This window comes from Vibrio sp. 10N.239.312.C11 (genome assembly GCF_041466065.1).
Classification (GTDB): Bacteria; Pseudomonadota; Gammaproteobacteria; order Enterobacterales; family Vibrionaceae; genus Vibrio; species Vibrio tasmaniensis_A.
Genome location: NZ_JBFSRZ010000044.1, coordinates 1 through 20,973, shown reverse-complemented (window position 1 = coordinate 20,973; position 20,973 = coordinate 1). Strand labels below are relative to the sequence as shown.

The following is a 20,973-nucleotide window of genomic DNA, read 5'->3' as shown; positions in this document are numbered from 1 at the left end:
TGTAACAACCTTGTATGAAAGGTATAAATACCGGAGTTATTATTACCTCCCTCTCAATTGACATGGATGAAGATTATGTTTGAAAAAGTGTTAGCAGCTCCCGCCGATCCTATTCTCGGCCTTACTGAAGAATTTAAAAAAGACTCTCGTGAAGAGAAAATTAACCTTGGTGTTGGCATCTACAAAAATGAAGAAGGTCAAACGCCAGTACTTAAAACAGTAAAGAAAGCAGAAGCTGCACTTCTTGAAAACGAAAAAACCAAATCTTACCTAACGATTGAAGGTACCGCTGAATACGGTCTAGCGGTTCAGAAACTGCTTTTCGGTTCAGATGCAGAGATCGTAACGTCTCAACGCGCTAAAACAGCACAAGCTCCAGGTGGTACAGGTGCACTTCGCGTAGCGGGTGAATTCATCAAGCGCCAACTGGGTGACGTGAAAATCTGGATCAGTAACCCAACTTGGGCTAACCACAACGGCGTTTTCGCTGCTGCCGGTATCGAAACAGCTCAATACAGCTACTACAACGCTGAAACCAAAGACAAAGACTTCGCAGGCATGGTTGCTGACCTAGAGAAAGCTTCTGAAGGCGACATCGTTCTTCTTCACGGCTGCTGTCATAACCCAACAGGCATCGACCCAACAACTGAAGAGTGGGAAGTACTTGCTAAGCTAGTTGCTGAGAAGAAACTGCTTCCTCTATTCGATTTTGCCTACCAAGGTTTTGCTAAAGGTGTTGAAGAAGATGCAGCTGGCCTGCGCATTTTTGCTCAATACAACAAAGAGATTCTTGTTGCTAGCTCGTTCTCTAAGAACTTCGGCTTGTACAACGAGCGTGTGGGTGCATTCACTCTGGTTGCAGAATCTGCAGACGTAGCAACAACAGCGTTCTCTCAAGTTAAGAGCATCATCCGCTCTATCTACTCTAACCCACCAGCGCACGGCAGTGCTGTCGTTACTCACATCCTTGGTGATGCTGATCTACGTGCTGAATGGGAAGCAGAAGTAGCAGAAATGCGTGACCGTATCCAAGAGATGCGCGAGCTATTCGTAACGACACTGAAATCTGAAGGTGTTGATGCAGACTTCACATTCATCGAGCGCCAAAACGGCATGTTCTCTTTCTCTGGTTTAAGCAAAGAGCAAGTAACTCGCCTGAAAGACGAATTCGCTATCTACATTGTCGGTTCTGGCCGTATCAGCGTAGCGGGCATGACGAAGTCAAATATGGGTCCTCTATGTAAAGGTATCGCTGCGGTTCTTTAATCGAAAAAGAAACCTGCACTTGCAGACCAATAGATATGCAAAAGCCAGCTATTAAGCTGGCTTTTTTGTGTCTGTCTCCTTTATATGTCAGTTTTTAAGACGCTTAGTCTATATATCGCTAACTAATACTCTAGGAAGAACTCTACACCTAGCTCGTTAGTGCGTTCACTACGAATCTTACCTTCGCCATTTCTGTGTTGATAAGAGCCACCAATCGCAAACTTGTTGGTCACGAGATAACGTAAACCCACGTGGTAAATTTCTTCATCAAACAAGTCACTTCGGTTCACTTGCACACTACCGTTAGCAATCCAACGTTTCGCAAAGCCATAGTTGAGTTCGGCTTTTATCCCTTGGATAAACTCCGAGTCTGACGAGCGAGTAATGTTAGTTCCATTATCTTCGACTTCCCCCTTAGTAATACCAAGCAGGTAGTAAGCCACTATATCTAGATCTCGCTTAATACTGTAACGGTACCCAATGCCCGGCATAAGGGTATCCATTCGAGTTGTTGATTCATCTGGGTGAATGAAACGAGCACTGTAGTCACCCAACAATAGCCAATCATCCGATATCGCATAGCTGATACCTAATCCATAAGATGATGCATTGTTATTGCTGCCTGCATCTTCATTCAAACTTCCCGAATGAGCGGTGGCGTATATATGGTCATAATCAAGAATATCCACACTGTGAGTTTCGGCCCACGAACTTGAAGAAAACATAAAAATTGCAGACACTAAACTAAGTTTCCACTTCGGCATTCCTATCATCCTTTAACTGTCACCCTATTATTTGAAAGATTAGTCTATCCCTAAGACTTTAAAAAGGTTTTAGCTCACAGATTGATTTGTGACGGCAAAATATTATCAAATGTTGTACCATGAAATCATACAAACCAATGGATGATCATTATGGATGCTGAGTTATTAGAGATTCAAAACTTTCTGGCACAATACCCCCCTTTCACAGAACTCCCAGAGGAGATGTTGGCGAAAGTGACCAGTAGCGTCGAAATTTCTTATTACCGCCAAGATACCCCTATCATTCACTTTGGTGATCAGATTAACGACCTTTACATTGTTCGAAGCGGCGAAGTAGAAGTCTATCGTCGTAAAGGTGAGCTCTATAACCGGCTGGATGAGGGACACTTATTTGGCCAAATGGGGCTACTCACCAACAATAAAGTTCGCTTCCCGGTAAAAGCAACAGAAGACACCCTACTCTACTGTATCCCTGAACCTATTTTCCAAGAACTCTACGACAACTATGATTCATTCGCTGACTTTGTCGAAGTAGAAGATAATGCGCGACTGCGTCAGGCTAACTCAGACAGCAACGACGCTAACGATCTAACCACGTCAAAGGTAAAGACGCTGCTGACTAGCGAAGCGCCAATGATCGAAAAAACACGAACCATCCAACAAGCTGCTACCATGATGGCACAAGATAATGTTTCATCTTTGCTGATCATCGACCCGGATATTGTCGAAGATGATGAAGACGATTCGACGCCCGTTATTGGCATCATTACCGACCGTGATCTGTGTACCCGAGTTTTAGCAGAAGGACTCGATCCATCGGATGAAGTATCAAGTGTAATGACAGCAGAGGTTATCTCGCTCGATCATAATGCCTATGTCTACGAAGCTATGATGACCATGCTTCGCTACAACGTGCATCACCTACCAGTACTAAAAGACAAGAAGCCTATTGGTATTATTGAAGCGACCGATATTGTACGTTACGAGTCTCAAAACTCGCTGTTATTGGTAAGCAGCATCTTCCAGCAACAAAGTATCGAAGACCTAAAAGTCCTTTCTGAGCAAGTAAAAGACAGCTTTGTGCGCTTGGTTAACGAAGACGCCAACGCCCACATGGTGGGTACCGCAATGTCGGTAATTGGCCGTAGCTTTAAACAACGAATTATTGAATTAGCCGAAGATAAACTCGGTAAAGCGCCGATCCCTTATTGTTTCCTCGCGCTCGGCTCGATGGGGCGTGATGAGCAGCTGCTCGTTACTGACCAAGACAACGCAATTATTCTTGATGATACCTACGATGAGAAAAAGCACGGTAAGTACTTTGAAGAGCTATCGACCTTCATTTGTGATGGCTTAGACCAATGTGGCTATGTGTACTGTACCGGTGACATCATGGCCACTAACCCAACTTGGCGTATGACACGTCGACAATGGGAAGAATGCTTCGCCGATTGGATTGATGATCCAAACCCGAAAGCACTGCTGAACGCCTCTATCTTCTTTGATTTAGATGGGGTTTATGGTCGCTTAAAATGGGCAGAACAGTTAAATAGCTTTATTGTAAGACGTGCGCGTAAGAACAACCGCTTCTTGGCGTGTCTTGCTCGCAACGCACTCAACCGAACACCGCCTCTGGGTTTCTTTAAAGATTTCGTAATGGAGAAAGATGGTCGTCATAACAACTCGATCAACCTTAAACGTCGTGGTACCGCGCCACTTGCCGATCTAATCCGCGTTCACTCTTTAGCAGTTGCATCTCGCTCTAAGAACTCATTCGAACGTTTAGATGACATTATCGACGCAGGTATTTTGCCAAAAGGTCGAGCTCAAGACTTGAAAGATGCGATGGAATTTATCTCCTTAGTTCGTATTCGCCACCAAGCACACGATGTCGACAACAACATCGAACCGGATAACAACATCGAACCAGAGAACCTTTCTGACTTCGAGCGACGTAATCTAAAGGATGCATTCCAAATATTAAGCAATGCACAGAACTTTCTTAAGTTCCGTTATCAAGCCAGCAATAAGTTTAAGTAGGTGCTATGAACAAACTATTCAGATCACCTGCAGTCGATTGGCCATTTAAGTTTGCTCAGAAATTGGAACGAGCGAGAGACGAGCGCTTAAAGCAATTTTATAGCCAGCCTCTTCCTGCACCTGATACGCCATTATCAGAAGTGACTTTCTTAGCTGTCGACTTTGAGACAACGGGTTTAAACCCAAACAAAGATGGCATCATTACCATTGGTCTAGTTCCGTTTACGCTAAATCGAATCTACCTAAGACAAGCCAAGCACTGGACCCTGAGACCAAAGCAGAAATTGGAAGAAGACTCGGTTGTTATCCATGGCATCACTCACAACGACATCATTGATGCGCCAGACTTAAGTGAAGTATTAGATGAGATCTTAGAATCAATGGGCGGCCATATCCCAGTCGTTCATTATCGCCGCATCGAGCGTGATTTCTTGGATAACGCGTTGAAGGTCAGATTAGGTGAAGGAATTGAGTTTCCAGTCCTCGACACGCTCGAGATTGAATCTCAAATCCAAAACAAACTGGCCGGCGGTCTATGGAATAAGCTAAAAGGTAAGAAGCCTGCGTCAGTAAGGCTTGGTCAGAGCCGTCGTAGATACCACTTGCCTGACTATACTCCGCATCATGCGTTAACTGATGCGATTGCGACAGCGGAGCTTCTACAAGCACAGATTGCGCACCATTTTAGCCCTGATATGCCTGTTAAAGATTTCTGGTTATAGCTAGATAAACTAGTCGCTGTTAGTTACTGACTAATAAGTGCTCACCTCAGAACTAAAAACGCTCACATCTTCTAGATAGTGAGCGTTTTGTTTTGCGCATGATTGTCTTTTAAGCATGAATGGAAAGTCTACTCGGCTGTCGGGCCAACCAATCTCATTTCCCAATCTTCAACTTCGCCAGTTTGAAGTCGACGTTCTACGAGCGTGCCCCAAGATTCCACTAGAGGCAGCTCCGCCAATTCTCTAAGCTCTTGTTTATCCAAACAACCCGTGAACACCGCACCCATAACCCGGCTTAACGGCCATTCTGGGTAAGGTCTTTCACACAGGATAATCTCGTCGCCGGAGCCGATATCACCCTCTTCCAAAACACGGAAGTACCAGCCAGTTCGAAGGGTGTCTTGTAGCCTTTTCGCCATATCATTTTGATCGAATCGTACATTGAGCTTCCAACAAGGCATACGACCTTGTGAAACTTCCAGCAAGGTTGAACCAATTCGAATCTTATCTTTTAAACAAATGGAAGCTTCAGTCACCCCACTTGAACTTATGTTCTCACCAAATGCACCTTCAGATTGGAAGATTGCTTTGTCGCCCAACTCCTCCTGCCAAATTAAGTAGTGCTCGCTTGGGTAGATATGAAGGGCTTTCTGAATACCACCATGAAAGCGAGGGTCGCCTTGCTCATCGTTAATAAATCCAAGCTCAGTGGTGTATTGGCGCTCAGATAAAACCTGCTTATTGATAGCACTCTGTGTACCGTGAGCAAAAGCAACAACCTTACCGCCCAAAACACTGTTTACTGTACCTAACTTCTTCATACCCTTCCTTTTCAGCAAGTAAAAAAAGAGAAGCTTTCGCTCCTCTTATTGTGAAATACGCCTTAATTAAGCGTATTTCTCTTCAAAGTCTTTCATGAAGCTGACTAATACTTGCACGCCTTCCAGAGACATCGCGTTGTAAAGTGATGCTCGCATCCCACCTACCGCTCTATGGCCTTTTAGTGATTTCAGACCAGCAGCATCAGCCAACTCTAAAAACTTAGCATCTAGCTCTGGTTTCGCTAACTGGAATGGCACGTTCATTCTTGAACGGTTTGCTGTATGAACATCGTTTTTGTAGAAAGCAGAATCGTCAATCGCGTTGTAAAGTAGCGCTGCTTTTTCTTGGTTAACACGTTCCATAGCCTCTACACCACCTTGAGCTTTCAACCACTTGAATACAAGGCCTGATAGGTACCAAGCGTACGTTGGCGGTGTGTTGAACATTGAGTCTTTTTCAGCAAGTACTTTGTAGTTAAGAATACTCGGCAATACGTCGTTTGCTAGCTCTAGCAGATCATCACGCACGATAGCAATGCAGATACCCGCAGGGCCTATATTCTTTTGAGCACCAGCGTAGATAACACCATACTGAGACACATCGATCTTACGAGACAGAATGTTAGATGACATATCCGCTACGATTGGCTTATCCGTTTGAGGAAGCTCACTGATTTCAATACCATCGATGGTCTCATTTGGACAGAAATGTACATACGCCGCTTCCGGGTCGATTTTCCAATCTTTAGCTGGAACAACCGCTGCTTTGCCATCAATTGACGTCTTGGCATTGAATACATCGATTTCGCAATATTTGCTCGCTTCAGTCACTGCACTTTCAGCCCAGTAACCCGCATCAATGTAAGTCGCTTTCGTCGCGTTACCTAGAAGGTTTAGAGGAACAGCAGCGAATTGAGCACGAGCGCCCCCCTGACAGAAAAGAACTTTGTAGTTGTCTGGGATGTTCAGAAGATCACGTAAGTCCTGCTCGGACTCGTCTGCAACTTGAATAAATTCCTTGCTGCGATGGCTGATTTCCATCACGGAAGTCCCTAAACCATTCCAATCAATAAAGTCCGCTTGCGCTTGTTTCATTACCGGTTTAGGCAGTGCCGCTGGGCCAGCACTGAAGTTGAATACGTTATCTAATGTAAGTTCCATGGGGATGATTGCTCCTGCTAAATAATAACTATGCAAGTAATACCATGTTTTACCCAACATAAAAACAACAAAAGAGGTCTTAAGACCTCTTTTGTTTTGTACCGTATAAAATGTTTAAGCTTAACCTGCTAAATCACCCTATCAGTATTCAGCCTTGTTCTGTTTATTGAACAAAAACCGGCATAAGTAGAGCAATTAATGGAATTTCTTGGCCATTTTCGAACACTAGGTTTCCATTTTCAACGTCAGCACGGATTTCATAACCACTTTCTGTTTCTTTGATCATTTCCATCACAAGCAATTCATCAATACCTTCACGGATGAATGGGTACTCTTCAACAAGCTCATTTGAGAAGCTAGAGTGAACGTTACCCTTTAATGCAGGTACAATCATCGAAGGATTACTGCTGATGTTTTCGGTTCCTTCCGGTACGCTCACTAACCACTTAGATTCGAATTGACCCTTACCTAGATCTAACGACATATTGTTCATTGAAAGGTCGAAGCCTTTAGCAAACAGGATATCGATAAATGGAATGATCTCGGCAACGTCTTCTTGCGTCATTACTGGATTAGATTGGTAAATCTCAAAGATTTTCTCAAACGATTCGCTATCCAATTTCGACATTTCGAAATCGACGTTTAGGTTGTTCAACTGGCCTTCACTGGTCTCGATGTTTGCGATATCCAGCTTAAGGTTGCTGCGCAGACGCTTAGTCGCTTCATCTAGATGTGATTCAAAATCGTACTTAGAGTTTTCAATGGTCATGAAAGGCTGCATTGCAGAGTCTGTAACCAAGAAGCTATCGATAGTAAAATTCTGAGAACCTAACCAGTAGCCTTTCGCTTGTTGACCTGAACCTACACCTTTTAGGTTTGACAGTGTTACCTCTTCACCGGTTTCAAAATCAATTTGAACTGAAGGGATTGAAAGCTCGTAATCAACTTGCCCTAAAACAGTGGCATGGCCAGACAGATTCGATTTCGTGATTGATACCGAAGTACCATTCTCATCAGAACCTTGATGATTGAACTGGCTTAACTCGAAGTTAAAGTCAGTGTTGCCGTTTAGCTCAGTGCTAGTTGTCAGAGTTAGAGGCAGAATATCAGTATTATCAAACGTCGACAGTGCATTCAGGCTCACCAAACCGTGGCTAACCGCACTATTGATGACAAACTCACTCGGCAGCCCATCAATCGCGAGTTGTTCTTTCAGGTTTTCATCGGTCACAGTTAGGCGAGTAGTTACGTTAGAAGACAGGTAACCTCTATCGTACTCCACGATCTCCGCTTGAATGCTTGAATTGTTAAGCTTTGCAACACCATCGGTAATGGCATTTTGTCCAATTTGGCCAACCGCTAGTGGCCAACAAAGTGCCAATGAGATTGCGCCGCCAATTGCACCAATTTTTCTTAACTGTTCCATGAGTTCTCTTTCTACACGTGTCTGTTTTTTTTAGTCTAACCCATCAGTAGCAAACAAGAAACATTGAGTTAAATCAGTCTATTGCTCAATACTTCGATTGCCTCAATAAATTAACGGCTAGCTCTCATCCTTATTCGGCGGTTCTTGCTAGGCTAGAGACGTCGCTACTATTAAGGTTGAGCTGTGAATCAATACGCTGTTATCTGTTTGGACAATAATCCGGTTAGCATTGAAAGAATACGTTCGGAGTTGGCTCCGTTGGCTTCTGTATTCGATATTTATACTGCCGAGAACATAGAAGACGCGCATCACGCATTAGAAGATATTCATGATCACAACCAAACCGTAGCCTTGGTGATCACTCATCATCATTCTGAATTTAATGGCGTGCAATTTCTGATTGAACTCGAACAGCTGCCCCATAGTAATACCGCAAGAACGATATTAGTCAGCGCTTCGTCAGACATTCAATCCATTCTAACCGCTGTAAATGAAGGCAGGCTCAACCACTGTCTAACCAAGCCAGTTCAAGATCAGGTTCTATTCAAATCAGCGCAAAAAGAGCTAACGTCTTTTGTCATCCAATACGACTCAGAAAACCTGCTCTCTTACAGCGATGCATTGGATCAACAGCGCTTACTCAGAGCGCACATTGAACAAAAGATTCACTCTTTCCAATCGGGTTTCATTCACGATTACCACCAGCTTTCTGACAATGCCCTTGCTGAGCGTGTCGTCAGTGCTCTGCAGGATGTCTTTTCAAAAGATGATAAAACCAAGGCCATTCGTGATTATTCACCAGAGCATCTGCTGACGGTTGAGGGCGAAGATAATCGCTTTCTTTGGTTAATTATTGAAGGTGAAGCGGCGCTCTATAAAAAAGATGAACTGGGGCAGCAACGCGAAGTTGTGCGTCACTCTAAGGGCAATATTGTCGGAGGGATGTCATTCGTGACGGGTGAGCCTTCGTTCTCTACTGCGATTACTCTGACTCAGACCCAAGTCATCAAACTGGATAAAGATAGCTTTGCTCAGGTGATGCATTCAAACAACACTCTGCTGCCGCTGTTTACCAATCTACTACTCCGTCACTTTAACCGACGATTACAAAGAAGCATCAACAATAAGATCCAGCTTCAGCAAACGCTAGAATCGTTGGAATCTGCACATCAACAATTGATAGAGAAAGAGAAGATGGCGATGCTCGGCCAACTCGTGGCGGGTGTTGCACATGAGTTGAACAACCCGATTGCAGCGATCTTGCGAAGCATTGAAACCTTGTCTGAACATCTCGATCAAATACTCGAGAACTCGGCACTCCCAGAATCCAATAAAGGGACGGATGTATTAGCACAGTCAAAAATGGCGAAGCCACTATCAACAGCTCAAGAAAGACAACTTGTAAAACACCTCACCTCTACTATCGATGACCGCGCGCTAGCTAAAAAAGCCGTAAGACTGAACCTGAGCCAAGACTCTGCGGTTCTAGATACCTTAAAAGGCTCCCCAGTCGCAGGCAAAGAGCTACTTAATGACTTAGAGCATTATCACTATGTTGGAAACTCTATCCGCTCAATTCAAGTATGCAGCAAGCGTATTGCCGATATGGTTAAAAGCCTAAAAAGCTATGCCCGAGAAGATGAAGAGGTTCGCCACTACGCAGATATCCACGAAGGGCTTGAAGATACGTTAGTGATCTTTGAAAACAGGCTCAAACATCACCAACTTGAAAAACACTACGACACCGACTTGCCGCTTCTATTGTGCCAGTCGCTCTCGCTGCAACAAGTGTGGACCAACCTTCTCTCTAATGCACTTGATGCTCTTTCAGAGCGAGGCAAAGTCTCTATCACCACGTCTCAAGAAACTAAAGGTGACGACACGTTTCTTGTAGTGCAAATATCGGACACTGGACACGGTATCGCCAAAGAAGACATCAACACTATTTTCAACCCAAACTTCACGACCAAAAAAGAAGGCAATTTCGGTTTAGGGATTGGGTTATCCATTTCTCAACAAATCGTTTCGGCTCATCAAGGTTTTATTTTGGTGGAGTCTGAGGTAGGCAGCCATACACACATGCAAGTGTGGCTTCCATTCAAACAAGAAGGAGCACCTCATGAATAAGTACCTAATTTTATGTGTCGATGATGAACCTGAAGTTCTCAATAGTGTCCTTCAAGATTTAGCACCATTTGAAGACAACTTTATTGTTGAAGGTGCCGAATCGGTCGATGAAGCTAAGCAAGTCATTCAAGAAATGGGACAGGAAGGTATTAAGCTCGCCTTAATCTTGTGTGACCACATCATGCCTGACAAAACGGGGATCGACTTTCTTATCGAACTTAACCAGCACGATTCTACAATGCCGACACGCAAACTACTGCTTACCGGGCAAGCCGGGCTAGAAGATACCGTCACAGCAATTAACAACGCGGCGCTTGATTTTTATATTTCAAAACCTTGGCAAGGCGATCAACTTAGAGACACGATTACTCAACAACTGACAGACTATGTCATTGCAAACGACAAGCAGTTGTTAAACTGGACTTCCATTTTAGATACTGAGCGCATACTGACATCAATGTCGGACAAGCGAACTAGTTTCAGTGAATAGCGATAGGTTGGTAAATAGAGGTTGTTTGCTGAATAGTGATTAGATGATGAATAGCGATTAGTTAGTCGCGATGCATCTTTGACACTAAGTGTATTTTGTATAACAGCGAGTAAATTAAGTATATCTAATAGTTATCGATAACAAGTGAATGGATACTAGATTTTGCTAAATAACCCTAAAACATGAGATCTCTGTAACAGAGCAGTACTTTACTTGCTTGTTTTTTAGCTAAATGACAAATGAATAGCATTTTTATGGGTTACTTTTCCGCGAGTTAGATTAAACTGTCTCAATGTTTATGGTTTGGCTATTTTTTATCAAACCAAAGGGATCAACACTAATAAAGGTTTACGGTCGTTATGCGCAAAATTCTACTTACTACCGCTATGCTATTGGCTTCTAGCCAAGCACTAGCTGTCGATGGACAACCAAATGAACAAGCACAAGTAATGAGCAACTTTAGCTACGATTACTTTGACGCTCGTATCGGTGCGAGCCCAATTACATTTGGTGGTGCGTTCAGTAAGTCAATCCACCCGAATGCTCACGCAGTAGCGCGTATCGATTCAGAATTTGAAGGCGATTACGACTCTGCTGTAGGTCTTGGTTTCCACGCTCCAATTAACAACTGGGCAGATCTAACGGGTGAAATGCTAGCTCGTATAGTTCAACCAGCTGCGAAAAGCTCTCCTGATGTTGGTATGGAATTCAACGTTGGTGTTCGTCAATGGCTTGGCCCACAACTAGAAGTTGGCGGCAAAGGCGGTTACGTTTCTATCGATGATAAAGATGATTGGATCGGTTCTGCTTACGTTCGTTTCCACTCTACAGAACTATTCTCTCTAGGTGCAGAAGTTCGTATCAATGATTTCTACGGTGATCAGTTAATGTTCACGACTCGTTTCAAGCTTTAAGTAAAACGAGAAAGCTCTTAATAAGAGCTTAGCCTTTAAAACGGGCTAGATAGAAACAAAAAACCGAGGAAATCCCTCGGTTTTTATATATAAACAGTAATCTTATGCATATACAGGCGATATCTTTAGTGGCAGCTCTTTAATAATTGCTGCTTGCGTGGCTCTTGTAATAGTTTCCAGTGAATACCATCAATTGCACCCGCAAACTTCCAAAGTAATTTTAGGTCAACATCGTTTCCGTACGCTTCGCGAACCTTATTAAACACTTCAGATGCACCCAACTGCATAAACATTGAAACATCATCCACTCCAGCCTTTTTAACCATGCGTTCTAACGTCAGTTGCATGTTAGGCAAGTCCCTTAATCTACGGCTAGCAGATGATTTTTTGAAGCTACGCTGCTGAATTGAATTATCGATTGAAGTACGAATAATACTATCCAATTCAGGATGCTCAGACGTAAAGAGATCCGTGATGTCGTAGTAATTCACGGTCGCTGTCGTCTGCTTTTTTACGTGACGATACTTTTCACAATCAAGCCCCGTCAGCTTTTTATCTAATAACTTCCCACCTCGAATGAATACACAATCTTCACTCAACAAAGCGAACATAGCGTCATTTTGAAAGAGGCCAATACCTCCAAACATAGAGCGCTTTTGATGTTCACCAAATTGATTCACGTAATTAATAAATGCTGTCTCGGTCATATCCGTTGATCCTTAATCAAATTACCCCGATTAGGTTGATCGCCAGACAAGCAGCTTTTTATGCGAAAAATTTTAAATCTATTTAATGTTTAGGTGAATATTATGGTTTCGTTTGTCACCTTTGAAATAAATGATACTTCGAAAAGAAAAATAAGTCAGGGCGCAGCTCACATCAATCAGTTGAATATCCTTGCTTTTAATGATTTACATCACATTAAACTATCAAATCACGCCAAGAATTTAATTCTTAGTGATACCCCCGTTCAAGTTATCAAAGCTTATGTGGTTCGATGAGTATTGCCTCGCAGCATCGCGGCTTGTAAAATGGTACGACATACATGTTCTTACTCTTAATATGAATCATTTATCATTTTTCTGGCTACCACAAAATAAAGCTCTTCTCCTTAAGGGCCTAGAATCCGAGTTTGCCCAACTTGTTGGACATTCCATCTCAGCGGGAAAAATAACTCTTCCTCCGATTCCTGAGGTTGTACTTAAAATTCAAAAGCTATGTACTCTTGAACCAACAGGCGTCGCCGAAGTTGCCGAGTGCTTACTTGAAGACCCAGGGCTGACAGCAATCGTGATCAGAGTTGCTAACTCAGTTGTCTTCAACAGACGCAATATTACTTGTGTCGATGTTATGACGGCCGTATCGCGTCTTGGTATATTGAGAGTGCGTGACATTGTCACGGCTCAGGCTATTGAACAACTTAAACATTCCGTCAATTTGAGTAAAGAGTGCAACGAGCTATTGGTTCAGAGCGCTTCTGTATCAAAAGAACTCGCCGCAACTATGGTGTTAGTCACTAACCTATTTAAAGAACTATCCCCTACCGAATACCGTTATCTAGAGCATGAAAAGTCACTACTTGTTGGGTTACTTGCAGACATTGGCTTGTTCTGTTTGGTTAGTGAATATCACCTCTACCTAGACAACGGGAACTATTTAGATCACGACATCGCACTGCAAATATTCCAAGGCCAATGTTCAGCAACCAGTAAGTTGGTCCTTAGACGCTGGGGTTTCGACAGCGACTTTATCGATGTGTGCAGCAACACCATTAATAATCACGAAGAGCGCGAGGTGTCTTACCTTGATATTGCGCGGATAGCTAACCACCTACTGATGTTTAGAAACAAGGATGAGAACATTGATGAGCACGAAGTAGAACTAAACGTGACAGGAGCGGAAGTACTTTATAAATTAAGCAACTTGAGCAAACAGGATTTTAATGCAAAGCTAAGTGACGTGATCAATACTAGCGGCTTCTAAGTTACTGTTAAATTGCTAGTAAATGCAATATGAAGTCAATGCAATGGGGAAAGCATGTTTACAGGGATGATCTTTATATTTGCGCCACTCGTCGTGGGGTATCTTTTTTCAATTTCGAACGCTCAGACGCTAGAATTTATCAACCGCTCTACTTCGCGGTTGATCTACGTGATTCTCGCGTTAATGGGACTTAGCTTAGCCGCACTCGATAACCTAGGCAGTAACCTGCAGACAATTCTTCTATACACGGCCACTTTCTTCGTCTGCTTAAGCGTTTGTAATCTAATGGCGCTACCTGCTATTGATAAGTTACTGCCACTCCAGACAGACAGCTGTAATAAGAAACTCCCCCTGTCTTCTATGGCGATGGAGTCTGCCAAACTCATCTTAGTGGTCGGTTCCGGCCTTATTGCGGGTTTAGTTCTGCCTATTGGCCTTGATTGGGTTGATACCGCGAGTGAATGGATTCTGTTTGTTCTACTGTTCTTTATTGGCATTCAGTTACGCAATAGCGGACTAACACTTCGTCAAATCTTACTCAACAAGCACGGTATGGTAATCGCAATCGCAATCATCACCACCTCAATGCTTGGTGGTATTATTGCGTCTTATATCCTTGATATTCCTTTGTTCAGAGCCTTGGCAATGTCTTCAGGGTTTGGCTGGTATTCTTTAGCCGGTATCTTGATGGGCGACGCCTTTGGTCCTATTTATGGTGGCGCTTCTTTCATGCTTGAGCTGTTAAGAGAGTTAGTTGCTTTAATACTTATTCCTGTGCTGATCCGAAGCTACCCATGCACATCGATTGGTTATGCAGGCGCAACAGCGATGGATTTCACATTACCTGTCATTCAAACCACAGGTGGCGTTCGGTGCGTGCCAGTCGCCATAGTCAGTGGCTTTATCCTCAGCTTGCTTGTCCCGATTTTGATGTTGTTCTTTGTATCTCTTGCTAACTAGATCGCAGGAATAGCGTTTGTTTTAGATTAGAATGCAACTCGAATACCGATGCCCAAGACACCGATACAGTTACCGAAATAAAAAGACACTAAGTGTCATTGCTCAACAAATAATGATCACGGTAATCTGTAACGACAACGTTATAAAAAGAATAAACTTACAAAAGGAACCGCTATGAAACGCCTTTGCGTCGCATTACTGCTAGCTTCAACTTCGACTTTCTCTTTTGCAGCAGATTCAATGTCTGAGACAAATCAGTGCCAAGCAAAAAAATATGATGCGTACATCGACGCCTCTTTAGGTTGGTATGCTGACCTCGCTACATTAACTTCTGAGCAATACCCAGAATTGACAGAAGTAAGCGAGTGGTTCCTAGAAGGTCGTAAGCACCACTTCGAGCTTAATCGCGCTGCGGTAAACTACTACCTTGTGAACGATTCAAGCAAAGTGGCAACAGAGCAACCGGTAGAAGGCTGGCTGCAACTGGAACAACACGACATTAAGACGTTATCAACACGTGATGATGAACTTGGTAGAATTGCGAAAACAACGTTCGACGACCGCCAATCAACACCTCACGCTCAAAACTACGAGCTACGTTCCGCCTTTGCTGAGCTGCTTAGTCACCCTAAGCAAATCGATACAGCACTGCAGCGTTACAACCAGTCGATCGCCAAACTAGAAGCGATTAAGTGTAAATAACCCTTAATTTACTATGCTTTTATGGGAAGTTGGATTTCATAATTAAGACGGGACATTGTTCCCGTTTTCGTTTAGATTATCCCGCTCGCGTCAATATAAGAAAAATAACTCGCTTGCTATGGTTACGGAACAAAAAACAGCAGATGTTAGCTTTGACAGTCTTCTACGTATCTTTACAGTACCAGAAGGCCCAGACTCAACACTCACTCAAATCGAAGACAAACTTTCACGAAACCTGAATCAATTCTTACGTGAACACATTGTGGCTGAAGAAAAGCCATTACGTGAGATTGAGAAAGATTTTTCGAATGCTCATATCCCAGAGCAGCCTGAGTTTGTTTCAGAACATACCGAGCATCTCCTCGATTCTCTTGTATCTCATTCTGTACATACGTCGTCGCCAAGTTTTATTGGTCACATGACGTCTGCGCTACCCTATTTCCTGATGCCGCTGTCTAAAATCATGATTGCGCTAAATCAGAATCTAGTAAAAATCGAGACCTCAAAAGCTTTCACTCCCTTAGAACGTCAAGTTCTGGGTATGTTACATCGCCTGATATATCAGGATAGCGACCAGTTTTATTCTCGCTGGATGCACAGTGCCAACCACTCTTTAGGAGCGTTTTGTTCTGGCGGTACCATCGCGAACATAACAGCGCTTTGGGTTGCACGTAACAACGCGCTAAAAGCACAAGGTTCGTTCAAAGGTGTGGAAAAAGAAGGCTTGTTTAAAGCCATGAAGCACTACGGCTACGAAGGCCTTGCTATCTTGGTTTCTGAACGTGGTCACTACTCTCTGAAAAAAGCAGCGGATGTCCTTGGTATTGGTCAAGAAGGTCTAGTGTCTGTTAAAACAGATAACGACAACCGCATTTGTACGGACGACCTAAGACTCAAGATTGAACAGCTCAAGCAGAATAAGATAAAGCCTTTCGCTGTCATTGGTGTGGCTGGTACAACCGAAACCGGTAATATCGACCCTCTAAGAGACATTGCAGAAGTATGTGCTGAATCCGATTGTCATTTCCATGTTGATGCCGCTTGGGGAGGTGCGACTCTAATGTCGAACAACCATCGTCACCTTCTTGATGGTATTGAATTGGCTGATTCAGTCACGATTGATGCGCATAAACAGCTTTATATCCCTATGGGTGCTGGCATGGTTTTGTTTAAGAAGCCAGATGCGATGACCGCAATCGAACATCATGCTCAATACATCCTTCGCAAAGGCTCAAAAGACTTAGGTAGCCATACGTTAGAAGGCTCTCGTTCAGGCATGGCAATGTTAGTCTACGCCTCAATGCACATCATCAGTCGCCCTGGGTATGAACTGCTAATCGACCAGAGCATCAATAAAGCGCGCTACTTTGCTGACCTGATTAAAGATCAAAACGACTTCGAACTGGTTTCAGAGCCTGAGCTTTGCCTACTGACCTATCGCTATGTGCCTGAATCAGTCAAAGCAGCACTACTCAAGGCTAAAGCACCAGAGCGTGTTGAACTGAATGAGCTACTGAATGAACTGACCAAGTTTATTCAGAAGAAGCAACGTGAAACGGGCAAGTCTTTCGTATCGCGAACGCGCTTAAACCCCGAAATATGGGCGCATCAGCCAATCATCGTTTTCCGTGTAGTATTAGCAAATCCACTGACGGGCAACGATATTCTCTCTTCAGTGCTTGAAGAACAGCGTGAAATCTCTAAACTAGCACCCAACTTGATGAGTAAAATCACCAAATTGGTTAAGCTAATCAACGCCTAGCCATTCAATTTTAGTTGCATCAAATTGAAAATTTCTTTCTTTTTGATGTAACTTAGCTGTCAGTTCATACTCAATTTGCATTCTTTTTGCTCAAACCCTCTTCCAATTCTGTAGTTTTCTAAAATTTTGTTGAGGTTTGTCATATTCTTAAGCATTGATGCCGTGTTTTTGTATTAGTGAATAGTATCTTGGGTTTATACTGACTCTATGGTGCTAGTTAGCTTGATATCTATTTGATGCAGTAGAATTTACAATACCGAATATAAGTTTGGTTTTGTATTTTCTTATATTTGTTTCAGCCATACCCCCTGGTAAAAGATATTAACTAGCAAGTTGTTCTCTATACCCTTGTGAACACTATGAATACATTAGAAAAAATACAAAAAAACCTGGAAAACTTCAGCAAGTCTGAGCGTAAGGTAGCCGAAGTAATCATGGCTTCCCCTCAAACTGCAATTCATTCTAGCATTGCTACCTTAGCGAAAATGGCTGACGTGAGTGAGCCTACAGTTAACCGCTTCTGTCGTCGTTTAGACACAAAGGGCTTCCCTGACTTTAAACTTCACCTAGCTCAAAGCTTGGCGAACGGTACACCTTACGTGAACCGTAATGTTGAAGAAGATGACGGCCCAGATGCTTACACGCATAAGATTTTTGAATCAACTATGGCTTGTCTAGATGTTGCTAAAAACAGTTTAGACGCGATGCAAGTAAACCGAGCGGTTGACTTACTGACACAAGCAAAACGCATTTCGTTCTTCGGACTGGGTGCCTCTTCTGCTGTAGCCAAAGATGCTCAAAACAAATTCATTCGTTTCAATATCCCAATCACTTGTTTCGAAGACATCGTGATGCAACGCATGAGCTGCATTAACTGCAGTGATAACGATGTTATTGTTCTGATCTCTCACACTGGCCGCACTAAAAGCCAAGTAGAGATTGCGAACTTAGCTCGTGAAAACGGGGCGACAGTTATCGCTATCACAGCAAAAGACTCTCCGCTAGATAAAGCGAGTTCTCTGTCTATCTCATTGGATGTACCGGAAGACACTGACGTTTACATGCCAATGGCAAGTCGTGTTGTTCAGATGACGGTTATCGATGTGTTAGCAACAGGCTTTACGCTTCGTCGTGGTTCTGGCTTCCGAGAGAACCTGAAACGAGTAAAAGAGTCGCTTCGTGATTCACGTTACGAAAAGTACTCTCAGTTCTAATCTGTTAAGATGTGAGCTTAAGAATTCAATTGAAAAACGGAGCCTAGAGCTCCGTTTTTATTTGTCTGTTTAAATGGGTTTGTGCTGTGATTGGTTATACTGTGTCTGGTTATGCCAAGAGCAGATTGAAGACTGTTAGATAGTCCAGCTATTGCCCTTCTCAACCACGCTGTTCTCGGACGCATAAGAATTGATAATGGTAAAGCTCGACTCGGCGGCAGGCTCTTGCTCGATTTGATTCATTGAAGCTCCCTCATGATGCCCTTCTACACAACCACACTTCTCGCAAACCTTCTTCAGAATATGTACGAGCCGTTCTTGGTTCAGCGGTAAAGGGTTCCCTTTAATCGCCACTGACTTGAGCGCGTCGGCAGACACCTCATCAAATTGGGCTTCACAGACACCAAATTCCAGTAAAGTTGGAAGCTTGAGCGTATCCAACACTTCAGACAACCAAGAAATCGCATCTTCTTCTGTTGCTTCTACGTTATCTGTCACTATCTGAGAAACTCGCTGATAACGCGCTAGGATGTCGCTTCTTTGCTGCTCTTTCGCGACGGCTATGTTCTCTAACATCACAAATGGTGCTAAACGTGCAGTTATCACACTATGAGGAGCCGAGATTTTGCCACCTAGCGCAGAAGCCAAACCATGCGCAGCGCCAAGTTTGGCGTTAGTTATCGCTATTCCCCCTAACATAGAGGAAAACGCGAGATCAGAACGCGCTTGAGGTTCATCGTAGATACACGCCTGAATGACAGAACCACTCAGCTTACGTAAGCCTTCTTCACAGATCATATCAGTCAGTGGGTTCGGTTCACCGCACACATAGGCTTCCATTAGATGGGTAAATGCGTCCATAGCACCTCGCCCCGATAAATACAGATTCGTACCATGAGTTAGGGTTGGGTCAACAATCGCAACGTCAGCCAGCATGTCTGGGTTTCTAAGGCTGATTTTTACTTGGTCTTGCCCTGATTTCAGCACCGCGTTTTTAGTGACTTCTGCACCTGTACTCGCTGTGGTTGGAATCGCAATGAACGGAAGCGGTTTGGTTTTAAGAGGGACATTACGCCCAACGACTTCAACATAGTCATACAAACTACCTTGGTTAGGTAAAACCGCGGCTAACGCTTTGCCCATATCGATGGCGCTACCGCCCCCCATAGCGACAACCATATCTGGCTTAAATCGACGTGCAGAAATAGCAGCCTCCTCAACCATTTTGATATTAGGTTCACCGGATACGGCAATGTGTTGATAGCGCAAACTCTGTGCATCGAGATAGTCAGTGACTATTGAAGTGCGCTCTAATGTATTGCCAGTCACCAATAGCACGCTGTAACCGTATTGATTAAAGAGAGACAATGAAGCGGAGAGTGCTCCATCACCAAAGATGATCTTTGTAGATGTCATAAATTGAAACATGGTGCCTCCTGCGCCTATGACCGAACAAAACTGCGAACTCTTGGTTTTTAGGAAATTGGTCTCTTGGATTTCACATTTGAAATTTGAAATTTGATTTTCGTATTTACAACACAATCCCGGCACCCCAAATACGAATGCACTAAAACATCATTACTTCAGACTGCTTACAGAATATGGTTCCATACCTAGATAAAGGATGCCTCGTTCTGCGTTTGATTTTTTTGACAAGGTGCAACTTTTCGCACTAAATATCGACTAAAGTTGCAATCTTAGGGGTAATTCACATACTAATACTGAGGGGAATTCACGATGACAGTGGCCAATAAACAAGACTCTAGCCTTTTATGATTAATATTTGCGCTGATAGGCAAAACCTATCGTATTAAGAGGCAATTCCATCTTTATTTCCCCATGCCATTGAGGCATAGTTGGTTTTAAGAAATTTTGAGTGGCATTCATAAAAGAATAGTTAACATAAATGAGTTAACGAGCCTCATCCCGTATTTAGGAGAAATTAAATGTTTGTAGTTATTTTTGGTCGCCCTGCTTGTCCATTCTGTGTTCGTGCAAAAGAGCATGCTGAAACTCTTAAAGCTAAACGCGATGACTTCAACTACCGTTACGTTGACATCCACGCTGAAGGCATCAGCAAAGCTGACCTAGAGAAGACTGTTGGTAAACCTGTAGACACAGTTCCACAAATCTTCATCGACCAAGATCACATTGGCGGCTGCACAGAATTTGAAGCATACGCAAAAGAAAACCTAGGTCTTTTCGATTAATCTAGAATTTCTCATACGAGAATCGAAGCTAAAGCCTTAAACGGCTGATAACTAAAATAGTTAGACTGTATGATTGATATAGAGCCCGCTGATTGTAGCGGGCTTTTTTATGACAATTTTTCAACCGAAGTAAGATTAAGGTCAATATCGAATAAAATTGAAAATAGCACTTATAATTTATTTATATTTAGATACAATTCATTCCTCAAACTGATCCTGTGTTTCACGTTAATTATTGAGCAATCACTGTGAATATCGACGTTGTCTTGCTGTTAAAACAAAACCCCATCCTTCTCATTTTTGTTGTGTTATCTATTGGCCTCGCCATTGGTAAAATTCGTTTCGGTAGTCTCCAACTGGCTTTGTTGCGTAATTCAATGGAACTAAATCAAGAACCTACGATCTGATCAG

At 43.1% G+C, this 20,973-nt stretch carries 18 protein-coding genes; 12 read left to right on the top strand and 6 right to left on the bottom strand.

Annotated features, from left to right (window positions below; translation table 11 throughout):
* Positions 1-75: 75 nt before the first annotated feature.
* Positions 76-1,266, top strand: coding sequence for an amino acid aminotransferase (locus tag AB6D07_RS17065; protein ID WP_017102666.1), 1,191 nt, complete (start codon positions 76-78; stop codon positions 1,264-1,266).
* Positions 1,267-1,388: 122 nt separating this feature from the next.
* Here the strand turns inward: AB6D07_RS17065 and AB6D07_RS17060 are convergent, their stop codons facing one another.
* The gene (locus AB6D07_RS17060) at positions 1,389-2,030 is read right to left on the bottom strand and encodes an outer membrane beta-barrel protein (protein ID WP_029222859.1); all 642 of its coding nucleotides are present in this window, start codon (positions 2,028-2,030) and stop codon (positions 1,389-1,391) included.
* Between the two features lie 150 nt (positions 2,031-2,180).
* Between AB6D07_RS17060 and AB6D07_RS17055 the strand changes: the two genes are divergently transcribed.
* The gene (locus tag AB6D07_RS17055) at positions 2,181-4,070 is read left to right on the top strand and encodes a DUF294 nucleotidyltransferase-like domain-containing protein (protein ID WP_009847053.1); all 1,890 of its coding nucleotides are present in this window, start codon (positions 2,181-2,183) and stop codon (positions 4,068-4,070) included.
* Positions 4,071-4,075: 5 nt separating this feature from the next.
* A complete protein-coding gene (locus AB6D07_RS17050) occupies positions 4,076-4,792 on the top strand; it encodes a 3'-5' exonuclease (RefSeq protein ID WP_012604226.1) in 717 nt (238 codons plus the stop codon).
* Between the two features lie 128 nt (positions 4,793-4,920).
* On the opposite strand, the gene AB6D07_RS17045 is transcribed toward AB6D07_RS17050, so the two are convergent.
* The 3 genes from AB6D07_RS17045 to AB6D07_RS17035 all read right to left on the bottom strand — a co-directional run bounded on the left by AB6D07_RS17045 (position 4,921) and on the right by AB6D07_RS17035 (position 8,200).
* A complete protein-coding gene (locus AB6D07_RS17045) occupies positions 4,921-5,613 on the bottom strand; it encodes an MOSC domain-containing protein (protein WP_029222858.1) in 693 nt (230 codons plus the stop codon).
* A 66-nt stretch (positions 5,614-5,679) separates the two neighbouring features.
* The gene (serC, locus tag AB6D07_RS17040) at positions 5,680-6,774 is read right to left on the bottom strand and encodes a 3-phosphoserine/phosphohydroxythreonine transaminase (protein ID WP_029222857.1); all 1,095 of its coding nucleotides are present in this window, start codon (positions 6,772-6,774) and stop codon (positions 5,680-5,682) included.
* A gap of 163 nt (positions 6,775-6,937) precedes the next feature.
* Positions 6,938-8,200, bottom strand: coding sequence for a DUF945 family protein (locus AB6D07_RS17035; RefSeq protein ID WP_017101469.1), 1,263 nt, complete (start codon positions 8,198-8,200; stop codon positions 6,938-6,940).
* 183 nt (positions 8,201-8,383) lie between these two features.
* On the opposite strand from AB6D07_RS17035, the gene AB6D07_RS17030 reads away from it, so the two are divergent.
* The 3 genes from AB6D07_RS17030 to AB6D07_RS17020 all read left to right on the top strand — a co-directional run bounded on the left by AB6D07_RS17030 (position 8,384) and on the right by AB6D07_RS17020 (position 11,731).
* Positions 8,384-10,327: an ATP-binding protein gene (locus tag AB6D07_RS17030; protein ID WP_017102663.1), complete on the top strand. Its 1,944-nt coding sequence runs from the start codon at positions 8,384-8,386 to the stop codon at positions 10,325-10,327.
* Entirely contained in the window at positions 10,320-10,817 is a 498-nt protein-coding gene (locus AB6D07_RS17025) for a response regulator (protein ID WP_017102662.1), read from the top strand. The genes AB6D07_RS17030 and AB6D07_RS17025 overlap by 8 nt, the downstream gene beginning before the upstream one ends.
* A 359-nt stretch (positions 10,818-11,176) precedes the next feature.
* The gene (locus AB6D07_RS17020) at positions 11,177-11,731 is read left to right on the top strand and encodes a hypothetical protein (protein ID WP_009847060.1); all 555 of its coding nucleotides are present in this window, start codon (positions 11,177-11,179) and stop codon (positions 11,729-11,731) included.
* A 125-nt stretch (positions 11,732-11,856) separates the two neighbouring features.
* Here the strand turns inward: AB6D07_RS17020 and AB6D07_RS17015 are convergent, their stop codons facing one another.
* Entirely contained in the window at positions 11,857-12,438 is a 582-nt protein-coding gene (locus tag AB6D07_RS17015) for a TfoX/Sxy family DNA transformation protein (protein WP_009847061.1), read from the bottom strand.
* A 355-nt stretch (positions 12,439-12,793) separates the two neighbouring features.
* Here AB6D07_RS17015 and AB6D07_RS17010 point away from each other — a divergent pair, with 355 nt between their 5' ends.
* The 5 genes from AB6D07_RS17010 to AB6D07_RS16990 all read left to right on the top strand — a co-directional run bounded on the left by AB6D07_RS17010 (position 12,794) and on the right by AB6D07_RS16990 (position 18,352).
* Complete coding sequence (locus tag AB6D07_RS17010) at positions 12,794-13,714, top strand: HDOD domain-containing protein (RefSeq protein ID WP_017096721.1); 921 nt, start codon at positions 12,794-12,796, stop codon at positions 13,712-13,714.
* Positions 13,715-13,768: 54 nt separating this feature from the next.
* A complete protein-coding gene (locus tag AB6D07_RS17005) occupies positions 13,769-14,674 on the top strand; it encodes a lysine exporter LysO family protein (protein ID WP_017096720.1) in 906 nt (301 codons plus the stop codon).
* Positions 14,675-14,848: 174 nt separating this feature from the next.
* Positions 14,849-15,376 (top strand): hypothetical protein, encoded by a 528-nt coding sequence (locus AB6D07_RS17000; protein ID WP_009847065.1) that lies wholly within the window; start codon positions 14,849-14,851, stop codon positions 15,374-15,376.
* Positions 15,377-15,494: 118 nt separating this feature from the next.
* The gene (gene panP / locus AB6D07_RS16995) at positions 15,495-17,138 is read left to right on the top strand and encodes a pyridoxal-dependent aspartate 1-decarboxylase PanP (RefSeq protein WP_017101464.1); all 1,644 of its coding nucleotides are present in this window, start codon (positions 15,495-15,497) and stop codon (positions 17,136-17,138) included.
* Positions 17,139-17,497: 359 nt separating this feature from the next.
* The gene (locus tag AB6D07_RS16990; RefSeq protein WP_004734686.1) at positions 17,498-18,352 is read left to right on the top strand and encodes a MurR/RpiR family transcriptional regulator; all 855 of its coding nucleotides are present in this window, start codon (positions 17,498-17,500) and stop codon (positions 18,350-18,352) included.
* Between the two features lie 135 nt (positions 18,353-18,487).
* On the opposite strand, the gene AB6D07_RS16985 is transcribed toward AB6D07_RS16990, so the two are convergent.
* Complete coding sequence (locus AB6D07_RS16985) at positions 18,488-19,780, bottom strand: iron-containing alcohol dehydrogenase (RefSeq protein ID WP_017102661.1); 1,293 nt, start codon at positions 19,778-19,780, stop codon at positions 18,488-18,490.
* Positions 19,781-20,298: 518 nt separating this feature from the next.
* Between AB6D07_RS16985 and AB6D07_RS16980 the strand changes: the two genes are divergently transcribed.
* Positions 20,299-20,562, top strand: a complete 264-nt coding sequence (locus tag AB6D07_RS16980; protein ID WP_009847069.1) for a GrxA family glutaredoxin — start codon at positions 20,299-20,301, stop codon at positions 20,560-20,562.
* Positions 20,563-20,973 lie beyond the last annotated feature (411 nt).

Excerpts from the sequence above, each read along its gene's own strand:
- AB6D07_RS17065 (WP_017102666.1), top strand. The coding sequence starts at position 76 with ATGTTTGAAAAAGTGTTAGCAGCTCCCGCCGATCCTATTCTCGGCCTT.
- AB6D07_RS17060 (WP_029222859.1), bottom strand. The coding sequence starts at position 2,030 with ATGCCGAAGTGGAAACTTAGTTTAGTGTCTGCAATTTTTATGTTTTCT.
- AB6D07_RS17055 (WP_009847053.1), top strand. The coding sequence starts at position 2,181 with ATGGATGCTGAGTTATTAGAGATTCAAAACTTTCTGGCACAATACCCC.
- AB6D07_RS17050 (WP_012604226.1), top strand. The coding sequence starts at position 4,076 with ATGAACAAACTATTCAGATCACCTGCAGTCGATTGGCCATTTAAGTTT.
- AB6D07_RS17045 (WP_029222858.1), bottom strand. The coding sequence starts at position 5,613 with ATGAAGAAGTTAGGTACAGTAAACAGTGTTTTGGGCGGTAAGGTTGTT.
- serC (WP_029222857.1), bottom strand. The coding sequence starts at position 6,774 with ATGGAACTTACATTAGATAACGTATTCAACTTCAGTGCTGGCCCAGCG.
- AB6D07_RS17035 (WP_017101469.1), bottom strand. The coding sequence starts at position 8,200 with ATGGAACAGTTAAGAAAAATTGGTGCAATTGGCGGCGCAATCTCATTG.
- AB6D07_RS17025 (WP_017102662.1), top strand. The coding sequence starts at position 10,320 with ATGAATAAGTACCTAATTTTATGTGTCGATGATGAACCTGAAGTTCTC.
- AB6D07_RS17020 (WP_009847060.1), top strand. The coding sequence starts at position 11,177 with ATGCGCAAAATTCTACTTACTACCGCTATGCTATTGGCTTCTAGCCAA.
- AB6D07_RS17015 (WP_009847061.1), bottom strand. The coding sequence starts at position 12,438 with ATGACCGAGACAGCATTTATTAATTACGTGAATCAATTTGGTGAACAT.
- AB6D07_RS17010 (WP_017096721.1), top strand. The coding sequence starts at position 12,794 with ATGAATCATTTATCATTTTTCTGGCTACCACAAAATAAAGCTCTTCTC.
- AB6D07_RS17005 (WP_017096720.1), top strand. The coding sequence starts at position 13,769 with ATGTTTACAGGGATGATCTTTATATTTGCGCCACTCGTCGTGGGGTAT.
- AB6D07_RS17000 (WP_009847065.1), top strand. The coding sequence starts at position 14,849 with ATGAAACGCCTTTGCGTCGCATTACTGCTAGCTTCAACTTCGACTTTC.
- panP (WP_017101464.1), top strand. The coding sequence starts at position 15,495 with ATGGTTACGGAACAAAAAACAGCAGATGTTAGCTTTGACAGTCTTCTA.
- AB6D07_RS16990 (WP_004734686.1), top strand. The coding sequence starts at position 17,498 with ATGAATACATTAGAAAAAATACAAAAAAACCTGGAAAACTTCAGCAAG.
- AB6D07_RS16985 (WP_017102661.1), bottom strand. The coding sequence starts at position 19,780 with ATGTTTCAATTTATGACATCTACAAAGATCATCTTTGGTGATGGAGCA.
- AB6D07_RS16980 (WP_009847069.1), top strand. The coding sequence starts at position 20,299 with ATGTTTGTAGTTATTTTTGGTCGCCCTGCTTGTCCATTCTGTGTTCGT.